A 14,413-nucleotide genomic window follows, 5' to 3' on the forward strand; every position below is an offset into this window, starting at 1 on the left:
CTTTAAGTTTTTAATCTTTCAGGTTACGCTTGCAGTATCAGAAACGGAAATGAGCGAACGCACGGTTAGCCTCAGCCATTCTATGCATATCTTCCTTACGTTTGAATGCACCACCCTGTTCGTTGTAGGCATCCATAATTTCAGCCGCCAGCTTGTCAGCCATAGACTTACCACCACGTTTACGAGCAAAGATAATCAAGTTCTTCATCGAAATGGACTCTTTACGATCAGGACGAATTTCAGTCGGAACCTGGAAAGTAGCACCACCTACACGGCGGGATTTTACTTCAACTTGAGGAGTTACATTATCCAAAGCCTTTTTCCAAATCTCCAACGCAGATTTTTCTTCATTCTGCATTTTGTTCTTAACTACATCCAAAGCGGCATAGAAAATCTCATAAGAGGTATTTTTCTTTCCGTCGTACATCAAGTGGTTCACAAACTTGGACACTTTCACATCGTTGAACACGGGATCCGGCAGGATAACGCGTTTTTTTGGTTTTGCTTTTCTCATTTTTCTTTAAATGAATAATGTTTTCGTTCTTGGTTGTTTACTTCTGTCTTCTTCAACCCGCCCTCCGGCAGATTTACTCAACCCGTAGCATCTATCCAAGCAAACTAAAACGTAAATCTTTACTTTACTTACTTTCTATTTTTACAGCTTATTTCTTTTTTGCGGGAGCTGCCTGACCCGGCTTCGGACGCTTAGCGCCATACTTGGAACGTCTCTGAGTACGACCGGCAACACCAGCGGTATCCAACGTACCACGAACGATGTGATAACGTACACCCGGAAGGTCTTTCACACGACCGCCACGTACCAGTACAATAGAGTGTTCCTGCAAGTTATGACCTTCACCCGGAATATAGGAGTTCACCTCCTTACCGTTAGTCAAACGCACACGAGCTACCTTACGCATAGCTGAATTCGGTTTTTTCGGAGTGGTTGTATACACTCTCACGCAAACGCCACGTCTTTGAGGACATGAATCCAAGGCAGGCGACTTACTCTTGTCAACCAATACCTGGCGTCCTTTTCTTACTAATTGCTGAATTGTAGGCATTTTAATTGTTTTTAGTTATTATATTGTTGTATTAATTTTCAAGCATACACTTTTTCGGGCTGCAAAGATACGAATAATATTTGAATAACCAATGATCATCTATATTTTTTTTGATTTTCAGCCCACTAGCTCGTCTACACCCTGTTACAAACAGCCTACATTATGCCTCTCCTTTCACGTTTGTCAAAGGCGGATAATCCATCTCGTCCTTCATACGGATCGGTCCGAAAGCCCGTTCATACTTCTCGATATTCTCTTCCAATGCACGTAGCAAACGTTTAGCATGCTCGGGCACAAGAACGATACGCGACTGGACACTAGCCTTCGGCATGCCCGGCAACATTTTGATAAAATCGAGAATAAATTCTGAACTGGAATGGGTAATGATAGCCAGATTGGCATAAGTTCCCTGTGCCACATCTTCCTTCAATTCGATCTGTATTTGTCCATTGTTGCTAATTTCCTGATTGTCCATGATTTCTATTGCATTTTAGGTTTATGCCACAAAGTTAACGGTTTGTACCAGATTTACCAAATCTGAAACAAACCGTCTCAATATCCTCAGCGAATAACTACTTCATCCACGTAAATGCGTGAAAGCTGTCCGGGACGCACGTGGTCTGATGGACAGTTTCCCGGCCCATCAAGTATAAAACGCACGTAGCGGGCCTTCACATCCACCTTCAACTTCAAATCCTCAATAAAAGTGCCTTCCTTAAAAATCTCCGCGTCAGAAAAACTCAGGCTACCCACAGGAACAAATACCTTATTATCGTCCGACGCCTCTACCTTCATCACCCGCGGCTTGTGGCAGCCCATTCCATAATTGGTAATACAACCCACTGCACATTCCGTCAATTCATAACTTTTCAGCAGGTCCACCGTAAAAGTCAACGGACGGTTCATATCTCCCGTGTACCATTCAAAATCCGTTTGTTTCAAACTACCACGAAGACCATTCACCAAAATATTCGCCGAAGCTGGAAGTCCCAATAAAGGTTTCGCTGTAGCCAGATTCCAATCCAATGGCAACTCCAAAGTTTTTCCCATTTTCTTTCCATCACAAAAAGTAGCACACTTTATCACAGCATCACCATTCAGTATCAACGAGCTTTCATACAATGCAGATTCTGCTCCCGGCTCCATGCCATCGGTCGTATAACGTATCTCCACATCAGGACGTTCACACATAAGATCCACCTTTAGTTTACCATCAACCGACGTCACCGTATGCTGGATATTATACATAGAATGGGCATACTGAATACCTTTAGCCTGTAAATGTGCCAGATAGCCGTCCAGCGCCTCGACAAACGTCGGCCAGTCCTTGCTACTTTTGGGCGACCAAGCGACTTCAGCCAGGGCCACCAAGCGGGGAAATACCTGATAGGTCACGTCAGAAGGATGGTTGCAGAATTCCGTCCACATGGCCCCCTGTACACCCATCAATAATGGCTCATACTCCGGTTTCCAATTATCCTGTATCGGCTCGTAATTATAGACATCTTTCAGCGTATTGTTGCCAAAATAGGTAAGCGGTTCAAACCATTGCGGACCCTGATAACGGATGAGGTAGAGCAGGCGGGCAGGCGTCATGACGAAACGGTGTCCCTGTGCAGCTGCCTTCAGAGCTGCATTACCAAAGCCTTGCCAGCCGAAGATGATCGCACCCTCAGGCAAGGTTCCGTTCGTCAGCTCGTCCCATCCCATCACTTCCTTCCCCTTGCTCTGCACGTAGCGGCTCATGTGGCGCATGAAGTAACTCTGCAGTTCCTCTTCGTCCGGCAGATTCTCATCCTTCATACGCTGCTGGCACAGGGGACATTTCTTCCAATAGATTTTCCAGGCTTCATCGCCACCCAAGTGAATGTATTTCGAGGGGAAAAGGGCAGCCACTTCGTCTATCACGCCTTCCAGGAAATGGAAAGTCTGCTCGTTGCCCGCACAATAAATAATATCGGCATGGTCGCCGCCCAGCCCGGGCAAGACACCGATATACTTGTCCACCACCGGACAAGCCAATTCCGGATAAGCTGCCAGTGCAGCGTTCGAGTGAGCGGGCATGTCTATTTCCGGAATAATCTCCACCTGCCGCGCCTGTGCATAAGCAATGATTTCACGCATGTCGTCCTGCGTATAGTAGCCACCGACCGAAGTAGATTCGCCGGGCAAGGGATTCCGACGATCTGGGAAAGGCACGCCATTACGATTCACCCTCCGACTACCAACCTCCGTCAAACGAGGATAGCGTTTGATCTCCAATCGCCAGCCATTATCGTCCGTCAGATGGAGGTGGAGTTTGTTCAGTTTGAGCATCGCCATGCAGTCAATAATCTGAAGCACATTTTCCTTGGGAATAAAATAACGCGACACGTCCAGCATCAACCCACGATATGCAAAACGAGGACTATCAACCACGTGCATGGCAGGGATCGTCCAATCGACACCTTCGACTGGTGAGAAAGACTCTATAGCCGCAGGCAAAGTCAGCCGAAGCGTCTGCAAGGCATAGAAGCCCCCAGCATATCCACCCGCCTCAATAAGCACTCCGTTACTATCCACGTGCAGTCGATAAGCCTCAGCAGACAAATCATCTACCCGTTCCAGACGGATATTCCCCTGACCGCCCACACATACTTTCAGCGAAAAGCCCGCCGGACGGACGAAAAGCGAACTGAAATATTCGGCCAGCGGTTTCAATCCTTCATCACCCACCGACACCACAGTTGACGAAGTAATATGAAACATGCCCGATACAGTAACAATTTCTACCGGACGGGGAACAATACGTACCGGTGTCGGATCCTGGGCCAGCAGCAAACTGGTGACCAGACATGCCGATACCCATAGCATCAGCAGTCGACAAGTGATTCTTTTCTCCATAGTTTTCGAATTCTACCGGATTATGCTGAATAAAGAGCAAAAGGGGAGAAAGCAACTGTATTCTAAAGCATTATCCTTTTTATTTTTGCAAAGATTAGAAAAAAGGAAGAAAGAAACAAATACATGGATATAAAATATATACATATACTCCGTCCACCAATATGCAAATCCATCATCTGCAGACAACGACCTGACCTGTCAGCCAAATACCGCCCCTGCATCCAGGCATGGGCAAGCCTTGGGCGAAGTCCCGGGCAGATCGCGATGACCGCAGATTACAGCCTGGGGAAAGAGACGCCGCAGGCGGGCAAAGAGATCTGTCAGGCGTTCGGTCTGTGCCGGAGTGCGGGTGTCGGCCGGACGACCCTGAGCGTCGAGTCCACCCTCGTAGCAGACGCCGATGGAGCAGCGATTGTAGGGACGGCAGTGAGCCCCTACCTCCAGCAGACCGCGATGTTGGGTCAGGCAGCCGTCACGGCGGACGTAGAAGTGATAGCCCACGGTGCGGAAACCGCGGGCACGATGGTCATGCAGAAGCTGTTCGGCAGTGTAATCCTGCGTACAGCGGGTGGCAGAACAGTGAAGGACGAGGTAGCGGACACTGTCTGGTCCGCCCATCAGCTCGCCGTCCTCCACACAGGCGAGGAGGGCCTGTTCGCCCGGCACCTCCTCGCCACCAACAGTCAGGGGATAACGGTCGTCGGTCATGTCAGGAAAGGAATAAAAGGTGTACAACTGGTAATACCGAGCGCCGTCAGAGCAGCAATGGCTGCCTGGATAATGGCCTTCACAATAGAGGCCCAGGTGATTTTCGAAGAATTGGAAGTTGTGTTCATGTTGATAACAGATTAGAAGTTAATAATGAATGACTGTGAAGGTGTAAGGATTTTACAGCGGGCTGCCTCCCTCTTCTTCTCCGCCCTGGTCTTCACCGTCCGAAGTGTCGTCCTCGCCGGCAGGTACGGTTGTACCGGTATACTTCACGAGACTGATCTTGTCGGGAATAAGGTCGTAGATACGGCTGTTGTTCACCATCGTAAACGAGGGACGGAAGCCGGGCACAAGCGCTTTCACCAGCGCGGCAGTCGCATCCTTCTCGGCACTGACGCTCTTGCCGTTGACAAAACGCAGGTAAAGTTTGCCGAAACCCAGGAGTTCGATGGCATAACCTTTCTTCAGGTTCTCGGACACATAATAGGCATAGCGGTCGAGTACGTTCTTCACATCGCCGGGACTGGCGGTGGACTCGGCGGCAATCTGGCGAGCCACGTCGTCGGTAGTCAGCGTGCCATAGCACACAGGAGCCACGTTGTAGACGGTCTCACCCCTACGGTCACCCAACTGGATGACGCGTTTCATTACTTTGTAAGCAGTTGGCATAGTTTTTTTACTTTTAGCAGGTTAATACGCAGATAAATTCTCAGCGGTAAACGGGGAGGGCGCCTCTCCCCTTTTCCTGCTACAAAGTTAGTACATGCGCCCGAGCTCATGGGCGATGCATGTCGATAAGGGACGGTAATAAAAGGAGTAAAAAGGAAGGAGTGTATCAGACAGAGATATGAACTTCTGTTTCAGTCTGATACACTCCTTTTTCCAGGCGGAAAGCATTCCTAATGTTCCAGCAGATCAACGATCTGACTGACACTACCATCGCATGGCGCAGGGTCAATACCCAGCAGATGGGCCAGGAGCGGATAGATGCAGGTATTGTCGAACAGCTCAGTGCGTACATATCCGTGCTTGAAGTCAGGACCTTCAGCACGGAAGAGCACGCAGAGGTCCGAAGCCGTGGGATCGAAGCCGTGGTTACCAAGCTTCACCCGTCCGTCCTCGGACACCAGCCAACCATTGTCAGGCAGCGCCACGATGGGAGCCACATTCGGATTCGATCCGTAACGCAGATAAGCAGGCACGTCTTCCCGACGCCACACGCGCAGGTGGGGCGCCCGCTCCAGAGCTTTCAGAATGTCGTCCTCGTGTCCGGCCTTGGGGAAAATCAAGGTGGGCAGGTCTGCCAACACACGTTCGCACCAGTCGGGTTGCAGATAGTCCGAGAGGCGGATGATGCGCTCGGGCGAAGTGGGAGCCATGCCGTGGTCTGAAGTGACGATGAAATTGATGTCCCCACCTCCGGGCAAGGCACGCAGCCGAGCATAAAAACCGGCCAGCAGCGAGTCCAGTTCCTCGACGGCACGACGGGTCTCGTGGGAAGCCGGACCATAAACGTGCCCGCTATAATCGGGTTCTTCGAAGTAGACCATGACAAGCTGCGGACGCAGGCTGTCGGGCAGCGTCAGCAACCGTTCGGCTTCGTCGAAGCGTTGTTCAAAGGTCAGCAAGGGCTTCTTGGCATAGTCTTGATAATAGTCGGGATACTGCCCCCGGATGGCTACATCGGAACCGGGCCAATAGACTACACCCACCTTGACACCTTGCCGGCGAGCCGTCAGCCAGATAGGCTCGCCGCCGTAGAACGAACCGTCCTTACCCGTCACCTTGTCTCCGATGCTGAAGGTGCGGCCCGAAGCCACGTCATAGAAGCGGTTGGCGATGATGCCGTGATGGTCGGGGACGAGGCCCGTGGCCAGCGTGTAGTGGTTGGGGAACGTTTTCGAGGGGAACGAAGGACGCATCACCGCGCGGACACCGCGACGACCCAGGGAGTCGAGAAACGGCGTGTCGTACATCTGCGGATAGTCCCAGCGGAAGCCGTCGAGCGACACGATGACCGTCGTATGCCCACCGGCATACAGGCCGAGGGCGACAAATAGGAATATAAACAGTACAAACTTTCTCATGACGCGAGTATAAAAAAGAAAGAGGGCAGCAAAGATACGGCTTTTTCTTCAAACGCGCCGATTTTGCTGCCCTCTCTTCAATTTTCAATTCTCAATTATCAATTCTCCATTAATTGAAGTAGTACTTCACACCGATCTGCATCTTCCAGCACTGGTCGTAGTTGCGGTTGAACGTCCAGCTGGTGAGCGGCGAACCGTCGCTGTTCTTATACATGGAGAAGTAGGGAGTTCCGTTCTCTACCTTGTCCACCTTCAGGATGGCGCCGTTGTTGCAGTTGCTCATGTTCTTCTCTACGCCCCACTTGGAGTTGAAGAGGTTGCCCACGTTCATGATGTCCACGCTCAGCTGCAGCTTGTTGGTGGTCTTGCCCAGCTTCAAGTCGAAGTCGTGGGCCCAGCGGAAGTCGAAGCGGTGTACCCAGGGAGCGAAGGCGCTGTAGGCCTCGGCATACTCACCCTTGTGGTTCTTCAGGTAGCTGTCCTGCTCCACGAAGTCCCAGAAGAGCTGGCGGTCGCTCTCGTTGGTGAAGTGGATTTCGCTGTCGTCCTTGGGGATGTACATCAGGTCGGTGTTGTTGCCGTCGCCGTTGAGGTCGTTCGAATAGACGAAGCTGTAGCCCGCACCACGGTAGCCGGTGTAGAACAGGCTGAAGTGGTCCTTATGATAGGTGTAGCTGACGGAAGCAATCACGCGGTCGGGGATGACGTAACGCGAGTTCTGCAGCTCCACGTTGTTCGGGCCGTTCACCGAGTAGAGTCCCGACCAGGCCGAAGAGGCGTTGCTGCCCGGCATGCCGGACATTTCCTTCATCACCGTGTGGGTATAGGCGGCCATCAGGTGCAGGTCCTTCACCGGTTCGGCGGTAGCCGTCAGGTTCATGGTCCAGCCGTAGCCCTTGTGGGTGTTGGTCAGCACGCAGGCGTTGCTGAAGTTGTTGTAGTAGCGGTAGTCGCTCGGATAGATGTAGCGGTTGTCGGCACCCTTCAGCTGTTCCCAGCTGCCGTCGATGGGCTTGATGTTGTAGTTGTCCAGGATGACGGCGTTCACGTTCTTCGTATAGGTGAACTCGCCGGTCACGGTCAGCGGGAAAGCCACGGGGAACTGGTAGTCAACGGCCAGCGACGACTTCCACACCTGCGGCATCTTGAAGTTCTTGTCCACACCGGCAATCTCGCTGGGCACCGTACCCTCATCGGGGCTGATGCTTTCGGGCGCGCCGAGCAGCTCGCGGATCTTGTTGACGTCCGTCACCAGTCCGCCGGCAAAGTTCTGCAGACGGGGGTCAGACTTCACTACGACACCGTTCTCGTAATTGGTGTCGGCGTGTACCAGGTTCTGCACCATACCCGAGTTGGTCGGCATGTTGGTGAAGAACACCAGCGGCAGACGTCCGGCAAAGAGTCCCGTTCCGCCGCGCACCTTCAGGCGCTTGTCGCCGAAGACGTCCCAAGTGAAGCCGATACGCGGCGAAATCTGTACATTGCCGTCGGGCCAAGCACCGGTGTCGATGTGGCGGCCGCCGAAGTCCAGGTCATAGATGGCGTTGTTGCGCATCAGGTCGTCGTCGTTGAAGGCAATCATGTCGAAGCGGATACCGCCCGTCAGTTTCAGGTTCTCCAGGATGTTCCACTCGTCCTGTGCATACAGGCCATACTGGTTGAACACCACTTCGGCGTTCGGGTTGGTTTCGCCGTTGTAGCCGTAGGCCAGACCCACCGTCTCGGGAGCGGCACCGTTGAGGAAGTCGTCCAGCGAACGGTAACGGTAGTAGCCCGTACCGCCGCGCATGTAGGAGTTGTTGGCCAGCTGGTGCTCGAAGCTGAATCCGGCGGTAATCTTGTGCAGACCGGCATAGTAGGTAAAGTTGTCGGTCACGGTCGCAATCTTGTTCTGTACACGGTTGTTATAGGAGAACAGCTCGTAACCGAGGCTCATGTAAGGAGTCAGGCTCTGGGTCACCGTACCGTCGGCAGCCGTCTCGTAGCCGCCCATGATATCGATGAAGGGGAAGGGCGAAGAGTCGGAGCCGCGCGCATCATCGATGTTCGTGTAGGTGAAGAGCAGCTGATTGGAGATGTTGTTGCCGAAGCGGCTGTTCAGGTCGGCCGAAACGGTGCTCACCTTGTTGTCCATGGAGTACATCGAGTTGGCGAACGACATGGAGTACTGCGACAGGCGATCCATGTTGCGCAGGCGGTAGCCGGTGTCGCTGGAGTTGCCGTTCACGGGGTTCCAGGCCGTATTCTTCGTATAGTTGTAGCGTACGGCCAGACGATGGTCGTCGTTGATGTTCCAGTCGATGCGTCCCAGCAGCTTCAGGTTACTCTCGTCGGCAGGGAAGTCGGTGTACGAACCCGTGTCGTAACCATAACGCTCCATCATGAAGTCACGCACCTTCTGCAGGTCGGCCACGGTGGTGCGGGAGATGTAGTTGTCCGGATCGGCCACGCCGTCTTCCGACGCACGCCAGCGGTTGATGACCGACGGGATCTTGGCATACTCGGCATTAGCGAAGAAGAAGAGCTTGTTCTTCACGATCGGGCCACCCAAGGTGAAACCATAGGTCGTATTGCGGTTCGTACCGCGTTCGCCCAGGTCGGCATTGTCAATGCGGTTACCGTGCATGTTCTCGTTGTTGTGATAGACGTAGGCCGTTCCCTTGAACGTGTTCGTACCGGACTTGGTCACGGCGTTGATACCGCCGCCGATGAAGTTGGTCTGGCGTACGTCAAACGGGGTCACCACCACCTGCACCTCGTCGATGGCGTCCATCGAGATGGGCGTGCCGCCGCCGGGCAGGCTGGACGAAAGTCCGAAGTTGTTGTTCAGGTTGGCGCCGTCCAGCGTGAAGTTGGTCGAACGGCCGTCACCTCCGGCAAAACCCATACCGTTGGCATAAGGCGAGAGGCGCACGATGTCCGAGATGCTGCGGTTCACGGTGGGCAGGGCCGTCAGCTGTGTGTTCGAGATGTTGGTCGTCGCGCCGGTTTTTTCGGCGGCAAACTTGGAACGGGTACCCGTTACGACCACCTCGCCCAGTTCGGTCACGTCTTCCGTCATAGTGACATTGAGGTTGTAGGTTTCACCCAGCTGGAGGGTGATGTCCTCGATAACACTGTCGGCAAATCCGACATAGGTAATTTTCACTTCGTAAGGTCCGCCCACACGCATACCCTGGATGGCCCACCGGCCGTCCACGTTGGTCACAGCGTTGTACGTCGTTCCCGAAGGTTTGTGAACAACCCGTACGAGGGCACTGATAATGTCCTCACCCTGCTTGTCGGCCACGTGTCCGGCCATTGCTGAAGTGGTAACTTGGGCGTTCACTGTCGCTGCCACAATCATCAAAAGGGCAGCAAAAAAGAATAATCGCATCTGTTTTACCATAAACATTTGTTTTTAAAAAATACCTAATATTTTGAAAACCGGTGCAAAAGTAATAAAAGAGTTTAAAAGCGGATGTTACAAACAGATGAAAGATTTAAGTGCGCGCCGTCACATGACATGTCCCCTCCCCCACAGCACGCCACCATACAGTCCGACGAAGTGCTGCCTTACAGGACAAGGCAGCACTTCCTGAGACTGTCACGAAGCACAGCATGACACCCCCAGGAAGCACTGCGTCAAGGGATGACGAAGCACGGCGTCACGACAGGAAAGATACGTACTTGGACAAACGAATGAAACAACTCTTCCCCCAAACAGGACGTCATACCATTTCCATAAAAAAACAATGAAGAAATACACTAAAAAGAATATTATTTATAAAACCTTTTAACTACTTTTGTCGGCAGAATAGAACGAGCACAACGTTTATTGCCCCACGTTTTGTGCGATGTACAAGTATAAAAAAATGTCTTTTAGGAGGGCTGAAAAGACTATAAGAACTACAATGAAAAATTTATCTACTGTTTCCGGTACGCTTCAGAAAAGCATGCTAACTTGTATTTTTACGCTGACCCTTGCATGGACCAGCCCACAGGCGGTTTGTGCACAAGACGTACCTTCCGACAATCTGGAATGCAACGAAGACACGCTGCTGACGCCTACGGACGACAACGACGCCTACCAACTTGACAAAGAAGAGAAACGCCAGGAAGCCGTCTGGAACGACCGGAGCAGATACTTCCACTTCGGCTACCTGAACCAGACGCTGACCCACCAGGACGTACCCGGCCTGAACTGGAAAAGCGATTTCGGACTCTCGATCGGGGCAGGACGTACCTTCTACTTGCATAAGAAGCCACTGTTCAACATGCTGAAATTCGGGCTGGACGCCACTTGGTTCGACCTCTCCTATGCGAAATATGGCGATGCCGAAGGATGGGTGAAACTGCCCTCCGAACCGGTATATCCCGACGAAGGCTATGAAGAAGAAGAGATTGACTTGGGTGTACACCAGTTGGAACTGGGAATGCATGTAGGACCTTCCATCACGCTCAACCCTGTGGACCATCTCAAATTAAGCGGATATTTCCATTTCATCCCTTCGGCATCGGTTGTCATCATGAATGACGAAGCCAACGTCAATTATGTATCCAACTTCGCAGTGGGCGGTGCCATAGCCTATAAGGTCATCTCATTGGGCATCGAATCGCGCTGGGGAAAAGCCAAATACAACTCGTTCTCCATTGACGAGGAAGGAGATGACAGCGATTGGGAAGGAGATGTAGACATAGACGACGTCTTAAAATCCAGCAAAAACCGACTGAAAACCAAATCAATCCGTTTCTTCCTCATTTTCAGATACTAAGTCCGTCTAGGGTTCGCCCAGGTACTCCATGATGAGACGGGCCTCGCGGACGGTGAGGTAGCGGCGCTTGTCGAAGGGGGTACCGCCCCGCGTCAGCTCGGCATAGAGCGGACGGCAGCGACGGATCCAGGAGGTGAGACGGCGAACAGCCTGCTCGGGCTCGGCATCGGGGAAATACTGGCAGGCCAGGGAACGGCGGGTGTAAGTAATGGTTTTCATAATTGAAAATTGATAATGGATAATTAATAATGAAGAGGATGTAACATCCCCCGTAGGGACGCACCATGGTGCGTCCGCGGGATTCTCACCCGAACGCGGAGGGAACGGACGCACCATGGTGCGTCCCTACAGGTGTGCAATGTTTTCAGCCCCGCGGAAGATGCGGAAGATGCTTTTATAAACTTTTGGAGTTTACGTAAATAAATGAACTGCCTTTAAAGGCAGACTATTTATTTATTTTTCCCGCGTAATGTTTGCAAAACACCTACCGCATCTTCCGCGAAAGACTTATTTATCTATTAATCAACATCTTGGCGTGGGGAGATATTTTCAGTATCTCCAGACATTGGTTCGGGCAAAACGCTGTTCATCTCCTCGGCACTACGGTCAACAACAATCCAAAAGCTGCCGGAATGAATCTTTACCTGTTCGAACCCCAACTCCTTCATCGCCCGCCCCACCTGCACGGGACTGAGCCGCATCGACGCGAAGCGGGCGCAGATCTGCGAAGCCGTCAGGTAGCGGCCCTTCTCGAGCGCCGAGGGGCGGCGGTAGTGGGCCAGGATGAGCTCGCGGGCGGGATTGGGCGCTTCGAAGCGGCGGTTGCGGCGGTTGAGCGCCTCCACCTCGTCGCCCTGGAACCAGTAGCGGAATCCGCCGTCGAGCAGGGCCTTAGCCTGGGCGTAGACACCCTCGTAGTCGATGGGCGTGGTCCAGGGATTCTCGATGTGCTCCACCTCGAAGGGCAGCCAGCGGCGGTTGCCGGTGTCGTCGGTGAGGAACTGGAGGTTGTTGCCCGTGGCGCAGAACGAGGCCACGTGGGGCAGCCGCACCTTGTTGCGCCCGTAGGCCGGACGCTCGTTGATGTAGAGCGTGGTGGTCATGGCCTTCAGCTGGTTCAGTTCGGGACGCTGCATGGAGTCTATCTCCTCGAAGTTCACCAGCAGGTTCTCGGTCATGGTGAAGAGGTCGTCCTTGGTGAGGCGCTGCGAGTTGGTCTTCGTGGTGTAGTAGCGGCGCAGGCAGGGCGGCAGCAGGTTCTCGAGGAAGGAGCTCTTGAACGAGCCTTGCGGACCGAGGAGGACGAGGATTTCGTGGTTCACCACACCGTCGTCCAGCGCGGCGGCCAGCATGCCCACCAGCCAACGGCGGAAGTAGTAGTCGAACTCGGCGGCCGACGTGCCGCAACACACCACCATCCGGGCCAGGCGGCCGATGTAGTCGGTCGTGCCATCCCAGGGCGGCAGCGTGTCGAGATAGCGGCGCAGGGGGTGGTACGTGGGCACAAAGTCGCTCTGTAGCAGCGTGCGCAGGCGGAAGAGGTCGGCGTCCAGCCCCTCGTGCTGCATGGCGCGCCACAGGGAGTTCTCCAGCGCATCGGTCATCAGCTGCCAGCGGGGCTCCTCCTCCCCTGTCCCTTCGCAAAGTCGCACCTCCAGCTGGTGGATGAGGAGGTTGCGGCGCAGCTGGCACCAGCGGCCGATGAAGTCCTCCATCTGCGCTACGGACACGCGGGGCGCACGGCTGCCACCGCCGCCCGACTTATCTTTAGAGGTACGCGCACGCGCGTAGCGCGCGAGGCGACACGTGGCGTGTTCGGCGGTCAGGGCGTAGCAGCTGCGCACGGTGGCCGCAACGGAATGTTCGGCCGCGTCGTAGTCGGCAAATTCACTGAGGGCCCACGCCTCGGCATCGGCCTCGCTCACGCCGAAGCGGTTCATCCAGTAGAGGCAGCGGCAGATGTAAGCGTTGTGGCTGCCGGGAGCGTAAAGGATGCCGTCGTCCTCCACCAGGCGGCGCACGGTGGGGGCGGCACTCACGGCCCGCACGGGTCGGCCCCTCGAGGCACGGGAACGCGCTGGGGCCTCAGGCTCCACTGCCAAGGCCTCGGCCTCGGGACGGTAGCAGACCTCCGGGTCGTGGCAGAGGACGGACATGCGGGTGGCGTTCTTGCACTGGGCATCCACCGTCACGCCCAGCAGGCGGGAGTAGTAGTCGTTCACCGTCTGCCAGGCGCGGGCAAAGGTGCGGGCATCGGTCGGCGCAGGCTCCACACGGGCCACCACCCGCAGGCCACGGCCCGAGAGAGTGACGTAGGCCAGAAACGTATGCGGGTCGGCTTTCACCCGCGCGACCAGCGTGTCCAGGCTTTTGCCGTTCAAATCATCAATATCGACCATCGCCTTGTCGGAGTAGCCGCGGACATGCTGCTGGCTACGTCCTCCCTCAAGGGTGACGGAACAGACAAAGGCCGCCTGCGAAGTCTTCAGGGAAACTTTGCGGCGCTTCAGCTCTTCGACGGAAGCAATGTCGCCCGCAGCTTCGGCTTCAGCCAGGCGGACACAAGTCTCGCGGTAAAGACGAGTGACAGTGAGATGACGTCCTCCACGGATTTCTTCCACCAGCTCGCCCCACGTGGTGGGTACGGGCACGGTGTCGCGCAGGGAGGCAAAGCGCGAGGGCCGGAAAGAGATTTCATTTTTCATTGACATATTCATCGCGGTTTACTTGTTTATTTGGATCAAATTCATTATATTTGGACATGCGATCTTTCCAAGTTTTTTCGGCAAAGGTAGTCAATGACGGATAGCGGATGCTGCACTCATGGATACAGCATTTTTCAGGCTCTTTTACAGATTTAACTTCTTTTATGCCGTTCATGGTTTGGCCGCCGGCCGCGGTCTAATCCTCTGGG

At 53.8% G+C, this 14,413-nt stretch carries 13 protein-coding genes; 1 reads left to right on the plus strand and 12 read right to left on the minus strand.

Translation table 11 applies throughout. The features are described from left to right. Window positions 1-37: 37 nt before the first annotated feature. The 9 genes from rpsG to BQ8005_RS10330 all read right to left on the minus strand — a co-directional run bounded on the left by rpsG (window position 38) and on the right by BQ8005_RS10330 (window position 10,133). Window positions 38-514 carry a 30S ribosomal protein S7 gene (rpsG, locus tag BQ8005_RS10295; protein ID WP_021846444.1) on the minus strand — a complete coding sequence of 159 codons (477 nt, stop codon included), beginning with the start codon at window positions 512-514 and terminating at the stop codon, window positions 38-40. A 148-nt stretch (window positions 515-662) separates the two neighbouring features. After that, window positions 663-1,064, minus strand: a complete 402-nt coding sequence (gene rpsL / locus BQ8005_RS10300) for a 30S ribosomal protein S12 (RefSeq protein ID WP_021846443.1) — start codon at window positions 1,062-1,064, stop codon at window positions 663-665. A gap of 160 nt (window positions 1,065-1,224) precedes the next feature. After that, window positions 1,225-1,539 (minus strand): DUF3467 domain-containing protein, encoded by a 315-nt coding sequence (locus tag BQ8005_RS10305; protein WP_075317983.1) that lies wholly within the window; start codon window positions 1,537-1,539, stop codon window positions 1,225-1,227. A gap of 86 nt (window positions 1,540-1,625) precedes the next feature. Beyond that, entirely contained in the window at window positions 1,626-3,917 is a 2,292-nt protein-coding gene (locus BQ8005_RS10310) for a glycoside hydrolase family 20 protein (RefSeq protein ID WP_394334119.1), read from the minus strand. A gap of 228 nt (window positions 3,918-4,145) precedes the next feature. Continuing rightward, window positions 4,146-4,655, minus strand: a complete 510-nt coding sequence (locus BQ8005_RS10315; RefSeq protein WP_075317985.1) for an N-acetylmuramoyl-L-alanine amidase — start codon at window positions 4,653-4,655, stop codon at window positions 4,146-4,148. Then, window positions 4,652-4,783, minus strand: coding sequence for a smalltalk protein (locus tag BQ8005_RS17405; RefSeq protein WP_159436237.1), 132 nt, complete (start codon window positions 4,781-4,783; stop codon window positions 4,652-4,654). Before BQ8005_RS17405 ends, BQ8005_RS10315 begins: the two co-directional genes overlap by 4 nt. Before the next feature lie 52 nt (window positions 4,784-4,835). Beyond that, on the minus strand, window positions 4,836-5,327 hold the full coding sequence (locus BQ8005_RS10320) for an HU family DNA-binding protein (RefSeq protein WP_075317986.1): 492 nt from the start codon (window positions 5,325-5,327) through the stop codon (window positions 4,836-4,838). Between the two features lie 230 nt (window positions 5,328-5,557). Further along, window positions 5,558-6,745 carry an alkaline phosphatase family protein gene (locus tag BQ8005_RS10325; RefSeq protein WP_075317987.1) on the minus strand — a complete coding sequence of 396 codons (1,188 nt, stop codon included), beginning with the start codon at window positions 6,743-6,745 and terminating at the stop codon, window positions 5,558-5,560. A gap of 109 nt (window positions 6,746-6,854) precedes the next feature. Then, window positions 6,855-10,133 carry a TonB-dependent receptor gene (locus BQ8005_RS10330; protein ID WP_075317988.1) on the minus strand — a complete coding sequence of 1,093 codons (3,279 nt, stop codon included), beginning with the start codon at window positions 10,131-10,133 and terminating at the stop codon, window positions 6,855-6,857. A 505-nt stretch (window positions 10,134-10,638) separates the two neighbouring features. On the opposite strand from BQ8005_RS10330, the gene BQ8005_RS10335 reads away from it, so the two are divergent. Next, window positions 10,639-11,499, plus strand: coding sequence for a hypothetical protein (locus BQ8005_RS10335; RefSeq protein WP_083610549.1), 861 nt, complete (start codon window positions 10,639-10,641; stop codon window positions 11,497-11,499). 6 nt (window positions 11,500-11,505) lie between these two features. On the opposite strand, the gene BQ8005_RS17680 is transcribed toward BQ8005_RS10335, so the two are convergent. From BQ8005_RS17680 to BQ8005_RS17410, 3 genes are all read right to left on the minus strand, one after another. Continuing rightward, entirely contained in the window at window positions 11,506-11,835 is a 330-nt protein-coding gene (locus BQ8005_RS17680; RefSeq protein ID WP_234984030.1) for a DUF4248 domain-containing protein, read from the minus strand. A 182-nt stretch (window positions 11,836-12,017) separates the two neighbouring features. Beyond that, complete coding sequence (locus BQ8005_RS10345) at window positions 12,018-14,210, minus strand: VapE domain-containing protein (protein WP_234984031.1); 2,193 nt, start codon at window positions 14,208-14,210, stop codon at window positions 12,018-12,020. Next, window positions 14,194-14,379, minus strand: a complete 186-nt coding sequence (locus BQ8005_RS17410; RefSeq protein WP_159436238.1) for a hypothetical protein — start codon at window positions 14,377-14,379, stop codon at window positions 14,194-14,196. Before BQ8005_RS17410 ends, BQ8005_RS10345 begins: the two co-directional genes overlap by 17 nt. Window positions 14,380-14,413: the final 34 nt, after the last annotated feature.

It is taken from the genome of Bacteroides togonis, assembly GCF_900130135.1.
GTDB lineage: Bacteria > Bacteroidota > Bacteroidia > Bacteroidales > Bacteroidaceae > Bacteroides > Bacteroides pullorum.

What these genes read in the sequence shown, in the direction of transcription:
- BQ8005_RS17680 (WP_234984030.1), bottom strand. Translation starts at nt 11,835, where the DNA reads ATGGTGCGTCCGTTCCCTCCGCGTTCGGGTGAGAATCCCGCGGACGCA.
- rpsG (WP_021846444.1), bottom strand. Translation starts at nt 514, where the DNA reads ATGAGAAAAGCAAAACCAAAAAAACGCGTTATCCTGCCGGATCCCGTG.
- BQ8005_RS10315 (WP_075317985.1), bottom strand. Translation starts at nt 4,655, where the DNA reads ATGACCGACGACCGTTATCCCCTGACTGTTGGTGGCGAGGAGGTGCCG.
- BQ8005_RS10320 (WP_075317986.1), bottom strand. Translation starts at nt 5,327, where the DNA reads ATGCCAACTGCTTACAAAGTAATGAAACGCGTCATCCAGTTGGGTGAC.
- BQ8005_RS10305 (WP_075317983.1), bottom strand. Translation starts at nt 1,539, where the DNA reads ATGGACAATCAGGAAATTAGCAACAATGGACAAATACAGATCGAATTG.
- BQ8005_RS10335 (WP_083610549.1), top strand. Translation starts at nt 10,639, where the DNA reads ATGAAAAATTTATCTACTGTTTCCGGTACGCTTCAGAAAAGCATGCTA.
- rpsL (WP_021846443.1), bottom strand. Translation starts at nt 1,064, where the DNA reads ATGCCTACAATTCAGCAATTAGTAAGAAAAGGACGCCAGGTATTGGTT.
- BQ8005_RS17410 (WP_159436238.1), bottom strand. Translation starts at nt 14,379, where the DNA reads ATGAACGGCATAAAAGAAGTTAAATCTGTAAAAGAGCCTGAAAAATGC.
- BQ8005_RS10330 (WP_075317988.1), bottom strand. Translation starts at nt 10,133, where the DNA reads ATGGTAAAACAGATGCGATTATTCTTTTTTGCTGCCCTTTTGATGATT.
- BQ8005_RS10310 (WP_394334119.1), bottom strand. Translation starts at nt 3,917, where the DNA reads ATGCTATGGGTATCGGCATGTCTGGTCACCAGTTTGCTGCTGGCCCAG.
- BQ8005_RS17405 (WP_159436237.1), bottom strand. Translation starts at nt 4,783, where the DNA reads ATGAACACAACTTCCAATTCTTCGAAAATCACCTGGGCCTCTATTGTG.
- BQ8005_RS10345 (WP_234984031.1), bottom strand. Translation starts at nt 14,210, where the DNA reads ATGTCAATGAAAAATGAAATCTCTTTCCGGCCCTCGCGCTTTGCCTCC.
- BQ8005_RS10325 (WP_075317987.1), bottom strand. Translation starts at nt 6,745, where the DNA reads ATGAGAAAGTTTGTACTGTTTATATTCCTATTTGTCGCCCTCGGCCTG.